Source organism: Propionivibrio sp. (assembly GCF_041441355.1).
Lineage (GTDB): Bacteria > Pseudomonadota > Gammaproteobacteria > Burkholderiales > Rhodocyclaceae > Propionivibrio.
Genome location: NZ_JASDTF010000019.1, coordinates 412,309 through 424,799, shown reverse-complemented (window position 1 = coordinate 424,799; position 12,491 = coordinate 412,309). Strand labels below are relative to the sequence as shown.

At 63.4% G+C, this 12,491-nt stretch carries 8 protein-coding genes and 3 tRNA genes; 1 reads left to right on the top strand and 10 read right to left on the bottom strand.

Annotation, left to right across the window (positions count from 1 at the left end):
* Positions 1 to 6: 6 nt before the first annotated feature.
* From typA to QMB55_RS08465, 5 genes are all read right to left on the bottom strand, one after another.
* Positions 7 to 1,851, bottom strand: coding sequence for a translational GTPase TypA (gene typA, locus QMB55_RS08485; RefSeq protein ID WP_497588250.1), 1,845 nt, complete (start codon positions 1,849 to 1,851; stop codon positions 7 to 9).
* A gap of 129 nt (positions 1,852 to 1,980) precedes the next feature.
* Positions 1,981 to 4,263 (bottom strand): YgiQ family radical SAM protein, encoded by a 2,283-nt coding sequence (locus QMB55_RS08480; protein WP_497588249.1) that lies wholly within the window; start codon positions 4,261 to 4,263, stop codon positions 1,981 to 1,983.
* Positions 4,264 to 4,468: 205 nt separating this feature from the next.
* Positions 4,469 to 4,544, bottom strand: a tRNA-His gene (locus QMB55_RS08475).
* A gap of 7 nt (positions 4,545 to 4,551) precedes the next feature.
* Positions 4,552 to 4,628, bottom strand: a tRNA-Arg gene (locus tag QMB55_RS08470).
* A gap of 82 nt (positions 4,629 to 4,710) precedes the next feature.
* Positions 4,711 to 4,787: transfer RNA gene (locus tag QMB55_RS08465), tRNA-Pro, on the bottom strand.
* Between the two features lie 241 nt (positions 4,788 to 5,028).
* On the opposite strand from QMB55_RS08465, the gene dksA reads away from it, so the two are divergent.
* Positions 5,029 to 5,454 (top strand): RNA polymerase-binding protein DksA, encoded by a 426-nt coding sequence (gene dksA, locus QMB55_RS08460; protein WP_497588248.1) that lies wholly within the window; start codon positions 5,029 to 5,031, stop codon positions 5,452 to 5,454.
* A gap of 110 nt (positions 5,455 to 5,564) precedes the next feature.
* Here dksA and pnp read toward each other — a convergent pair whose 3' ends face one another.
* The 5 genes from pnp to infB form a co-directional block, all read right to left on the bottom strand.
* Positions 5,565 to 7,685, bottom strand: coding sequence for a polyribonucleotide nucleotidyltransferase (pnp, locus tag QMB55_RS08455; protein ID WP_497588247.1), 2,121 nt, complete (start codon positions 7,683 to 7,685; stop codon positions 5,565 to 5,567).
* Positions 7,686 to 7,858: 173 nt separating this feature from the next.
* Complete coding sequence (gene rpsO, locus QMB55_RS08450) at positions 7,859 to 8,128, bottom strand: 30S ribosomal protein S15 (RefSeq protein WP_497588246.1); 270 nt, start codon at positions 8,126 to 8,128, stop codon at positions 7,859 to 7,861.
* A gap of 152 nt (positions 8,129 to 8,280) precedes the next feature.
* Entirely contained in the window at positions 8,281 to 9,198 is a 918-nt protein-coding gene (truB, locus tag QMB55_RS08445; RefSeq protein ID WP_497588245.1) for a tRNA pseudouridine(55) synthase TruB, read from the bottom strand.
* A 5-nt stretch (positions 9,199 to 9,203) separates the two neighbouring features.
* Positions 9,204 to 9,590 (bottom strand): 30S ribosome-binding factor RbfA, encoded by a 387-nt coding sequence (gene rbfA / locus QMB55_RS08440; protein ID WP_497588244.1) that lies wholly within the window; start codon positions 9,588 to 9,590, stop codon positions 9,204 to 9,206.
* Positions 9,591 to 12,479, bottom strand: a complete 2,889-nt coding sequence (infB, locus tag QMB55_RS08435; protein ID WP_497588243.1) for a translation initiation factor IF-2 — start codon at positions 12,477 to 12,479, stop codon at positions 9,591 to 9,593. It lies immediately after the preceding gene.
* Positions 12,480 to 12,491: the final 12 nt, after the last annotated feature.

Below are 12,491 nucleotides of genomic sequence, written 5' to 3'. Positions count from 1 at the left end.
CGCCGATCAGCCTTCGCTGCGCTGCGCGCGACGACGCTCGTGCTCGCAGAGGTGGCGCTTGCGAATGCGGATGTTCTTCGGCGTGATCTCGACGAGCTCGTCGTCGTCGATGAACTCGACCGCCGATTCGAGCGTCAGCTGCACCGGCGGCACCAGGCGCACGGCCTCGTCGGTGCCCGAGGCACGCACGTTGGTCAGCTGCTTGCCCTTGATCGGGTTGACCACGAGGTCGTTCTCGCGCGAGTGGATGCCGATGATCATGCCCTCGTAGAGCTTGTCGCCCGGCGAGGAGAACATCCGGCCGCGGTCCTGCAGCTTCCACAGGGCGTAGGCGACCGCCTCGCCGTGCTCGGCCGAGATCAGCACGCCGTTGCGGCGGCCGGGCATGTCGCCCTTGACCGGCGCGTAGTCGTCGAACACGTGGCTCATCAAGCCCGTGCCGCGGGTGAGGTTCATGAATTCGCCCTGGAAGCCGATCAGCCCGCGCGCCGGGACACGGTACTCCAGACGCACGCGACCGCGGCCGTCGGAGACCATGTCCTGCAGATCGCCCTTGCGGTAGCCCAGCGCCTCCATGACGCCGCCCTGGTGCGACTCTTCGACGTCGAGGGTAAGCATTTCGTACGGCTCGCACTGCTCGCCGTCGATGTCCTTGAAGATCACGCGCGGTCGACCGACGGCCAGCTCGTAGCCTTCGCGGCGCATCGTCTCGAGCAGGATGGTCAAGTGCAGCTCGCCGCGACCGGAGACGAGGAAGGAATCGGTGTCGCCGGTATCCTCGACGCGTAGCGCCATGTTGGTCAGCAGCTCCTTGTGCAGGCGCTCGCGGATCTGACGGCTGGTGACGAACTTGCCTTCGGTGCCGGCGTAAGGCGAGCTGTTGACCATGAAGGTCATGTTCAGCGTCGGCTCATCGATCTTGAGCATCGGCAGCGCCTCGGGCGCGCTCACGTCGGTCAGCGTGCAGCCGATCGAAAGCTCATCGATGCCGGTCACCAACACAATGTCGCCGGCCACGGCTTCTTCAAGCGCCACGCGCTCAATGCCCTGGAAACCGAAGACCTGGTTGATCTTGGCATTCTTCGGCGCGCCGTGCGCGAACTTGCCGTCGGCATCGGGCTGGCCGTACATCACCGTCACCTGTTGCGCCGGCTTGATGCGACCGCGCTGAACGCGGCCGATGCCGATGCGGCCGACATACGAGGAATAATCGAGCGCCGCGATCTGCAGCTGCAGCGGGCCGTCGATGTCATCGGCCTCGGGCGGCGGCACGTGCTTGAGGACAGCCTCGAACATCGGGCGCATGTCGGTCGACGGCGCCTCGAGTTCGGTCTTGGCGTAGCCGTTGATCGCCGAAGCGTAGATGATCGGGAAGTCGAGCTGCTCGTCGCTGGCGCCGAGCTTGTCGAAGAGGTCGAAGGTCTGATCGACGACCCAGTCCGGGCGCGCACCGTCGCGGTCGATCTTGTTGACCACCACGATCGGCTTGAGGCCCAGGGCCAGCGCCTTCTTGGTCACGAAACGGGTCTGCGGCATCGGGCCTTCGACGGCATCGACGAGAAGCAGCACGCCGTCGACCATGCCCAGCACGCGCTCGACCTCGCCACCGAAGTCAGCGTGCCCCGGGGTGTCGACGATGTTGATGTGCACACCCTCGTAATCGACCGCCAGGTTCTTGGCCAGGATGGTGATGCCCCGCTCCTTTTCGAGGTCGTTCGAATCCATCACGCGCTCGGCGACGTGCTGGTGCGCGGCGAAGGTGCCGGCCTGCTGCAGGAGCTTGTCGACGAGGGTGGTCTTGCCGTGGTCGACGTGGGCAATGATGGCGATGTTACGGACGGAACGGGACATTTTTGGGCTAAGACTTTGAAAAGGGCCGTGATTTTAGCACAGCGCACAAGGCGCCGGCACATGCGCGCGCGGCCGATTGAAAATGAACGCTCCGCGCCGGGAGCGAAGAAGGGGACGAAGGGCTCGGCATCAACGCCCGCGCCCCGGCTTCGGACCACGTCCGGCCGGGACCGCGCGCAACGACACACCTCGCTTGGGTGCGCTACCGACCGGCCGAGCAGACTTGCCGGCAGGACCGGAGTTGACGGGCGCCCGCGACGCATCCGCCGGGCGCTTGCCGACCGCCATGTTCGCCCGCGCCCCTGAGGCCTCGCGCGCCACGCCGCGCTGCCCTGCCCCGCCAGTTCCCGCTGGCTGAAAACTCGGCACCAGCTGCTTCTTGCCGCTGCCGATCAGGTCGGCCCGGCCCATGGCTTTCAGGGCTTCGCGCAGGAGCGGCCAGTTCTCAGGATCGTGATAGCGCAAAAAAGCCTTGTGCAGCTTGCGCTGGCGCCCGCCACGCACCGTCTCGACGCGGCCCGAGGCACGCCCCACCTTGGCCAGCGGATTGCGCTCGCTGTGGTACATCGTCGTCGCCAACGCCATCGGCGTGGGCAGGAAGGTCTGCACCTGGTCCGGCCGGAAATCGTTGCGCTTGAGCCAGAGCGCGAGGTTGAGCATGTCTTCGTCGCTCGTCCCCGGGTGCGCGGCGATGAAGTACGGGATCAGGTACTGCTCCTTGCCTGCCGCCTGCGAGAAGCGGTCGAACATGCGCTTGAACGCGTCGTAGCTGTCGATCCCCGGCTTCATCATGTGCGACAGCGGGCCCGCCTCGGTGTGCTCCGGCGCAATCTTGAGGTAACCGCCGACGTGGTGGGTCACCAGTTCCTTCACGTATTCGGGCGAGCGCACCGCGAGGTCGTAACGCAGCCCCGAGCCGATCAGCACGCGCTTGACGCCCCTCACTGCACGCGCCTTGCGGTACAGCGCGATCAACGCCGTGTGGTCGGTGTCGAGATTCTCGCAAATGCCCGGATAGACGCAGGACAGACGTCGGCACGAGGACTCGATGCGCTTATCCTTGCAGGCCAAGCGATACATGTTGGCGGTCGGCCCGCCGAGGTCGGAGATGGTGCCGGTAAAGCCGGGCGTCTTGTCGCGGATCTCCTCGATCTCGTGCAAGATCGAGTCTTCCGAACGACTCTGGATGATGCGGCCCTCATGCTCGGTGATCGAGCAAAAGGTACACCCGCCAAAACACCCACGCATGATATTGATCGAGAAGCGGATCATCTCGAACGCCGGAATGCGCGCCTCGCCGTAGGCCGGGTGCGGCTTGCGCTGGTAGGGCGCGCCATAGACGCCATCCATCTCTTCGGTCGAAAGCGGGATCGGCGGCGGATTGAGCCACACGTCGCGTTCGCCGTGGGCCTGCACCAGAGCGCGCGCATTACCCGGATTCGACTCGAGGTGCAGGGTGCGCGAAGCGTGCGCATAGAGCACAGGGTCGTCGACCACTTGTTCGTACGCCGGCAGGCGCACCACCGTGCGACGCCGGTCGAGGCGCGGCATCTGGCGCTCGAAGCGCACTGCGGTCGCGCGCACACCGGCCTTCGAATCGGCGGTACACGGCGCCACCTCTTCGCCCATCGCATAGGGGTCGGGATGGCGGATCAGCGCCCCGGGCCGGTCGACCTCGCGCGAATCGATCTCGCACCAGTCCTCGCCCGGCAACCAGTGGCGCGGCGCCATGAAGGCCGTGCCACGCAGGTCGCGGATCGTCTCGATCGGTTCGCCCGCCGCAAGCCGGTGCGTCAGCGCGACCAACGCGCGCTCGGCATTGCCGTAGAGCAAGAGGTCGGCCTTGGAGTCCGGCAACACCGAGCGACGCACCTTGTCCGACCAGTAGTCGTAGTGGGCGATACGGCGCAGACTGGCTTCGATCGAGCCGAGGATTACATTGGCTTCGGGATAGGCTTCGCGGCAACGCTGGGCATAGACGACGACCGCCCGGTCGGGCCGCTTGTTGGGTTCGCCGTTCGGCGTGTAGGCGTCGTCGGAACGGATCTTGCGGTCGGAGGTGTAGCGATTGACCATCGAGTCCATGTTGCCGGCGGTCACCCCGAAATAGAGGTTGGGCTTGCCCAGCTTGCGGAAATCGGCGGCCGAATGCCAGTCGGGCTGGCTGATGATGCCGACACGAAAGCCCTGCGCCTCAAGCAGACGCCCGACCAGCGCCATGCCGAAACTGGGGTGATCAACGTAAGCGTCGCCGGTGACCAGGATCACGTCGCACGAATCCCAGCCCAGCGCGTCCATCTCGGCACGCGACATCGGCAGGTAAGGTGCAATGCCGAAGCGCTTGGCCCAGTACGGACGGTACGAGGACAGCGGCTTGGCGACTTCGGGAGAAAAAACGACGCTCGATTTCATCTTGGCGGGCTTTCGGACGCGCAGGACACGCCCCACAACGGAAGACGCAAGGACAAGTACCGGACTAAGGCAAACACGACCGGTCTTGGTTCAAATCGGGGAGCTAAGGCAATGGAGCCACGTAGACTACGCGCCCGGGCTAACCGAAATCCCCTTCGGAGATAGGCAAAGCCCCCGCCGGCTTGCGCCAGCGGGGGCTTTTGTTTGGGGCGATGTACCGGGATCGAACCGGTGACACTCGGAATCACAATCCGATGCTCTACCAACTGAGCTAACACCGCCATTGTCTGGCACGCCCGGCGAGACTCGAACTCACAACCCCCGGCTTAGAAGGCCGGTGCTCTATCCGGTTGAGCTACGGGCGCAAGTCGTTCGACGATCTGCCATGCTGCCTGATAGATGCAAATCGCTTCCCGCCGGTCCTGCAATACTTTTTACAACTAAAACTGGTCGGGGCGGTGGGATTCGAACTCACGACCCTCTGCTCCCAAAGCAGATGCGCTACCAGGCTGCGCTACGCCCCGAGAGACAAGCATTCTACAGATGTGCCAGGACATGGTCAATCGTTTTCATGTTTTTTTATTCGTTTTTTTATCCACCGCAAAATCTCAAAGACATTCACCAGCCCAAAAGACGTCGTCACTTGAATCCCTGGAAGCCGCCCCCAGCTTGGGACACAATCGAAAAATAAAAACGTCGCTTGCAGCCCTCTCTCTTTTCTGATATTTAATCGCCTTTTTCGTAACTCAAGGATGGTTTTCTGCTATGGCTGAAGAACTGCTTCCCAAACAATTCGCCCCGTATGTTCCGAAGAAGGGCGAGGAATACATGAGCAGCCGGCAACTCGCTCACTTCCGGACCATCCTCGAAACGCTCAAGTCGGAACTGATGCACGACATTGAGCGCACGGTCCACACCATGCAGGACGAAGCCACCGTCTTCGCCGACCCCAACGATCGCGCCAGCCAGGAAACCGACATCGCCATCGAGCTGCGCAACCGGGACCGCGAGCGCAAGCTGATCAAGAAGATCGATGAGACCATCGCCCTCATCGACAACGGCGACTATGGTTACTGCCACAGCTGCGGCGTCGAGATCGGCATCAAGCGCCTCGAAGCCCGTCCGACGGCCACGCTGTGCATCGACTGCAAGACCCTTGAGGAAGTGCGCGAGCGCCAGGTCGCCAAATAAGGCGCGCAGCGCACCATGAAAAAAGGACGCCTCGGCGTCCTTTTTTATTACTCTCTGGCGAACCGCACGGCAACGGCAAAGCCGCCGCCGTGCAGAACGCCGAAGTCTTCTTACTGCGCCGCGAGCGGAGCGGGAGCGCCGCCCTCTTCCGGCGTCAGCGCCTTCATGGACAAGCGAACACGACCCTTCTCGTCGGCCTCGAGCACCTTGACGCGCACTTTCTGACCTTCCTTCAGGTAGTCGGCGACCGCATTGACGCGCTCGTTCGCGATCTGCGAGATGTGCAGCAGACCGTCACGGCCCGGCAGGATGCTGACGATGGCACCGAAGTCGAGCAGCTTAAGAACAGTGCCTTCGTAGATCTTGCCCACTTCGACATCGGCGGTAATGGCTTCAATGCGCGCCTTGGCAGCATTCGCGGCGTCGCCATTGACCGAAGCGATGGTGATCGTGCCGTCTTCCTGGATGTCGATCGTGGTCCCGGTTTCCTCGGTGATCGCACGGATCACCGCACCACCCTTGCCGATCACGTCGCGGATCTTCTCGGGGTTGATCTTCATCGTGTACAGGCGCGGCGCGTAAGCCGAGATTTCCGTACGGTGACCCGAAACCTCGCTCTTCATCTGCTCAAGGATGTGCAGACGCGCTTCCTTGGCCTGGGCCAGGGCGATCTGCATGATTTCCTTGGTGATGCCCTGGATCTTGATGTCCATCTGCAGGGCAGTCACGCCACTGTCGGTCCCGGCGACCTTGAAGTCCATGTCGCCAAGGTGATCTTCGTCGCCCAGGATGTCGGTCAACACGGCGAAGCGGTTGCCTTCCTTGATCAGGCCCATGGCGATGCCGGCAACGTGCGCCTTGAGCGGCACCCCGGCGTCCATCAGCGCCAGCGACGAGCCGCAGACCGAGGCCATCGAGCTCGAACCGTTCGACTCGGTGATTTCGGAAACGACGCGCATCGTGTAGTTGAAGTCTTCCGGCTTCGGCAGCACGGCGATCATCGCGCGCTTGGCCAGACGGCCATGGCCAATCTCGCGACGCTTCGGCGAACCGACGCGACCGCACTCGCCCGTGGCGTAAGGCGGGAAGTTGTAGTGCAGCATGAAGCGTTCGCGGTATTCACCAGCGAGCGAATCGATGATCTGCTCGTCGCGGCCAGTGCCCAGCGTGGCGACAACCAGAGCCTGCGTCTCGCCGCGGGTGAACAGCGCCGAGCCGTGCGCACGCGGCAACAGGCTGGAACGCATGGCCAGCGGACGCACGGTACGCGTGTCGCGACCGTCGATGCGCGGCTCGCCAGCCAGGATACGGCCACGCACGATGCGCGACTCGGCTTCGAAGAGCAGATTGCCAACGGTCGAGGCATCCGGGGCGCCCTCGCCCTCAGTCAGCGTCGTCACCGCCTTGTCGGCGATCTCTTTCAGGCGCAGGGTGCGCTGCTGCTTGCTGGTGATGCGGAAGGCTTCTTGCAGGTCGGCTTCGACTAGCGCGTTCAGCTTGGCAACGAGCGCTTCGTCCTTGGCCGGGGCCGTCCAGTCCCACTCGGGCTTGCCGGCGTCCTCGACGAGTTCATGAATGGCGTTGATCACGGCCTGCATCTGCTCATGGCCGTAAACCACGGCGCCGAGCATCACGTCTTCGGGCAGCACATCGGCTTCCGACTCGACCATCAACACGGCCGATTGGGTACCGGCGACAACGAGGTCGAGACGGCTCGTGGCGAGTTGGGTCTTGGTCGGGCACAGGACGTATTGGTCGTTGATGTAGCCGACGCGAGCGGCACCGATTGGGCCGTCGAACGGAATACCGGAAACGGCCAACGCCGCCGAGGCGCCGATCATCGCGGGGATATCGGGATCGACTTCGGGATTCAGCGAAATCACCATCGCCACAACCTGGACTTCATTGAAGAAGCCGTCCGGGAAGAGCGGACGCAACGGACGGTCGATCAGGCGCGAGGTCAGGATTTCCTTCTCGGACGGACGGCCTTCGCGCTTGAAGAAGCCACCCGGGATCTTGCCGGCGGCATAGGTCTTCTCGATGTAGTCCACGGTCAGCGGGAAGAAATCCTGCCCCGGCTTGACCGATTTGTTGCCGACCACGGTCACGAGCACAACGGTGTCGTCCATGGAGACGACGACGGCCGCGCCGGACTGGCGGGCAATCTCACCGGTCTCCAGCGTGACCTGGTGTGCGCCGTAAGCGAAGGTCTTCTTGGCGATAGTAAACATAGTTCCTCTCTCAATAGGGTGCGTGCCCACAATCCCGGCACGCGATCAGCAATACGCCTTGAGTGGCGAAAAAACGTGCATAAAACAACAGCGGCCCTGCCCGCAGGGGCTGGCCGCTGTTTTTAGATCCGATCAAGTCGACTCCGAACCGCGTTGCGGTTTGGCAGTCATTATCACTTACGCAGACCGAGGCGCTGGATCAGGGCACGGTACGAATCGACATTCGTCCGCTTCAGGTAGTCGAGCAGCTTGCGACGGCGGCTGACCATGCGCAGCAGACCGCGGCGCGAGTGGTGATCCTTGACGTGCTCCTTGAAGTGGCCGGTCAGGTCGTTGATGCGTGCGGTCAGCAGCGCGATCTGAACTTCGGAGGAACCCGAATCGCCAGCCTTGCGCTGGTAGTCGGAAATGATTTGAGCTTTTTGCTCGACGTTGATCGCCATGTCAAACTCTCTTTCATAAAAAACGACGCCGCCCCAGTTTGATAGAGCAAAGCGTCCGTTAAACAAAACGGTTATTTCGCTTGGCGAAGCGAGGGGCGGATTATAGCCCGCCAGCACCGCAAGCGGCAAGCCTCGTCACCCCGCCCCGAGTCTTAGGGCGCGGCGACCAAGCGGCGCGGGCACAAGAACCCCGCAGCATCGACCCCACCGAGTCCGAGCAAACGGCCGTCCGCATAGACCCGGCAACGCGTACCCGCCGCCAGCGATGTCGCACCACCGACGGACACTGGATTGCCATGACTGAAGCGCTGCACATCCGTGCCCACCAGGGTGATTGCCGGCAGACTCTGGAGCAAGGCGTCCGGCGCGCGCAAATGCCGTGAACGCGCCACCTCGTCCAACGCGGTCAGTGCATCAAGATTCAACGCATCAACGACCGAAAGCTCCCCGACTGCGGTACGGCGCAAGGCGGTCAAGTGCGCGCCACACCCCAACACGCGCCCGATGTCCTCGGCCAGCGTCCGGATGTAGGTGCCTTTGCTGCAGCGCACACGCAAACGACAACGATCAACGTCGCAGCTGAGCAACTCAAGCGCATGGATGACCACGTCGCGCGCCTCGCGCTCAACCTCGACACCTTGACGCGCGAGTTTGTAGAGCGGCTGCCCGTCCCGCTTCAGGGCGGAATACATGGGCGGCACCTGGCGGATCGGTCCGCGAAAGCCGACCAGCACGGCTTCGAGCGCAGCCACGGAAACGTCCGCCGCACGTGTTTCGAGCACCTGCCCTTCGCTGTCGCCAGTGTCGGTGACGACCCCGAAGCGTACGTCGGCCTCGTAAGTCTTGTCGGCGTCGAGCAGGTCGGCGGAAAACTTGGTCGCTTCACCAAAGCAGAGCGGCAACAACCCGGTCGCCAAGGGGTCGAGGGTGCCGGTATGGCCGGCCTTGGCTGCCGAATACAGACGGCGCGCGGCTTGCAGCGCCGAGTTCGAGGTCATGCCACTGCTTTTATCGAGCAACAGAACGCCATCGACGCGCTGCCAGACCCGTCGTACCTGAGCTTCGCGCACGAAAATCAGTCTTCGGTTTTGTCCTGCGACTGATCCGAAAGCGAAACCGCTTCACGAATCAGCTGATCCATCCCCATGCCGCGCTCAAGCGAGGCATCGAAGACGAAATGCAGTTGCGGTGTGGTGTGGATGCGAATCCGCCGCCCCAGTTCGCGTCGCAGGAAGCCGGAGGCTTTGGTCAGGCCAGCCAGCACTTCAGGCACCTGCGCCGCACCACCAAGAGTGCTGAAGAAGACCTTGGCGTGCGCATAATCGGGCGTCACCTCGACATCGGTGATGCTGACCATGCCCACGCGCGGATCCTTGACTTCGCTGCGGATCAGCTCGGCAAGTTCGCGCCGCACCTGCTCGGCGACGCGATCTCGACGGGAAAAAGATTTGTTGCCAGTCACTTAGAGCGTCCGCGCCACTTCGGTCACGTCGTACACTTCGAGCTGATCGCCCTCTTCGTACGCCGAGTAGTTCTTGAGCGACAGACCGCACTCGAAACCGCCGCGCACTTCCTTGACGTCGTCCTTGAAGCGCTTGAGCGAATCGAGCTCGCCTTCCCAGACAACGACGTTGTTGCGCAACAGACGAGCCCGCGAGGAGCGCTTGACCACGCCTTCGAGTACGTAGCAGCCGGCAATGGTGCCGATCTTGCTCGCACGGAAGACTTGGCGAATCTCGACCAGACCGGTCACATCCTCGCGTTTCTCCGGCGACAGCATGCCCGACAACGCCGCCTTCACGTCATCCACCGCATCGTAAATGATGTTGTAGTAACGGATGTCGATGCCAACGCTCTCTGCCGTCTTGCGCGCACCAGCGTCGGCACGGGTGTTGAAGCCGAGGATGACGGCCTTCGAGGCCTGCGCCAGATAGACGTCCGACTCGCTGATGGCACCGACCGCCGCGTGAATGACATTGACCTTGACTTCGTCGGTCGAGAGCTTCTGCAGCGACTGCACCAGCGCTTCTTGCGAACCCTGAACGTCGGCCTTGATGATCAGCGAGAGTGTCTTGACCTCGGCCTCGGACATCTGATCGAGGATGTTTTCGAGGTTGGCAGCCTGCTTGGTCGCCAGTTTGACGTCGCGGAACTTGCCCTGGCGGAAGAGCGCGATTTCGCGCGCCTTGCGCTCGTCCACAAGAACCATCGCCTCCTGACCTGCCGACGGCACATCGGAAAGGCCGAGGATTTCCACCGGAATCGAGGGGCCAGCTTCCTTGATCGACTTGCCGTTCTCGTCGAGCATGGCGCGCACCCGGCCGTAAACCTGGCCGGTCAGCACGACATCCCCCTGATGCAGGGTGCCGGACTGAACCAGCATCGTCGCCACCGGACCGCGCCCCTTGTCGAGACGTGCTTCGATGATCAACCCCTTGGCCGGCGCTTCCTTGGGTGCCGTCAGCTCAAGCACTTCGGCTTGCAGCAGCACGTTCTCGAGCAGTTCGTCGATGCCCTGGCCCGTCTTGGCCGAAACCGCGACGAAAGGCGAATCACCGCCGTACTCTTCCGGCACCACTTGCTCGGCCACCAGCTCCTGCTTGACGCGATCGGGGTTGGCTTCCGGCTTGTCGATCTTGTTCACCGCCACGACGATGGGCACGCCCGCCGCCTTGGCATGGTGGATGGCCTCACGCGTCTGCGGCATCACGCCGTCGTCGGCCGCGACCACCAGGATGACGATGTCGGTTGCCTGGGCGCCGCGCGCCCGCATGGCCGTAAAGGCTTCGTGACCCGGCGTATCGAGGAAGGTTACGACGCCGCGGGCAGTTTTCACGTGATAGGCACCGATGTGCTGCGTGATCCCCCCCGCTTCGCCCGAAGCGACGCGGGAACGACGAATGTAGTCGAGCAGCGAGGTCTTGCCGTGGTCGACGTGCCCCATGACCGTAACCACCGGCGCACGCGGCTCGAGCGGCACGTCCTTCTGCATCGCCTCTTCGATGAAGACATCGGGATCGTCGAGCTTGGCCGCGACCGCACGGTGCCCCATTTCCTCGACGATGATCATCGCCGTTTCCTGGTCGAGCACCTGGTTGATGGTGACCATCGAACCCATTTTCATCAGGGTCTTGATCACTTCAGTCGCCTTGACGGCCATCTTGTGCGCCAGATCGGAAACCGAAATCGTCTCCGGCACCTGCACATCGCGCACGATCGCCTCGGTCGGCGCCTGGAAGCCATGCTGCTCATCGCGCTCGGAACGGGAGCCGCGCTTGCCGCCGCCCTTACCGTCGCGCCAGCCGCCGCCGGCCGGCGTCGCTGTGCCGCGCGTCTTGGGCCCTTGGCGCTTGCCAGTCCCTTCGCTCTTCCAGGGCTCCTTCTTCCCGGCGCCCGGCTTTTTGTCTTTGTCCTGTGCCGGCTTGTTGGCCGCCGGACGCTCGGGACGCTTCTCTTCCGACTTGTCGTTCGAAGTCTTTTCGGCGACAGCCTTCTTGGCCGCCTCGGCCGCCTTGGCCGCCACAGCCTTCTGCTCGGCCTCTGCCTTCAGGCGCACCAACTCGGCGGCGCGCTGCTGCTTTTCGCGGAATTCGGCTTCCTGGCGCGCGCGCAGCTCGGCGGCGCGGCGCTCTTCCTCGGCACGCAGACGACGCTGCTCTTCGCCGATGATCGAAGCACGACTGACGACTTTCTTGTTCGGCGCAGCACCTTTGCCTGGCTTGGCGTCACCGCCTTTGTTCTTGGCCCCGGCCGGGGCTTCCGGCTTAGCCGGCGCCTCGGCCTCGACCACCGGCTCCGGCTCGACAGCCGTTTCAGCAACGACTTCGGGCTCGGGCGTCGGCTCGATGACCGGCTCGGGCTCGGGCTCGGGTTCAGGCTCGGGCTGAGCGGGCAGCTCCGAAACGGGCGGCGCGACCTCGACGACGGGCGGCGGCACCGGCACGGGCGCCGGCTCGACCGGCAGCGCTTCCGCGACAACCCGCTCGACCTCTGGCTCCTGCCCGGCCTCGACGGCCTGCTGCAGACGCGTCGCTTCGGCACGCAACTCGGACACGTCGCGCTTGACGAGCACGCGCTTCTTGCGCACCTCGACCTGGACGGTACGCGACTTGCCGTGCGAATCCTGTGCACGAATCTCGCTCGTTTCCTTGCGGGTCAGCGTGATCTTGGTTTTCGCTTCGGTTTCGCCGTGCGAACGCCGCAGGTACTCAAGCAGCTTGGCCTTGTCTTGCTCGGTCAGCTGGTCATCCGCCTGCTTCTTCTCGACGCCTGCACGCTTCAACTGCTCGATCAGGGTGCCGACCTGCATTTTCAAACTGCTGGCAAATTGGGCAACGCTTGTTTGCGCCATGTGTAAATCCCC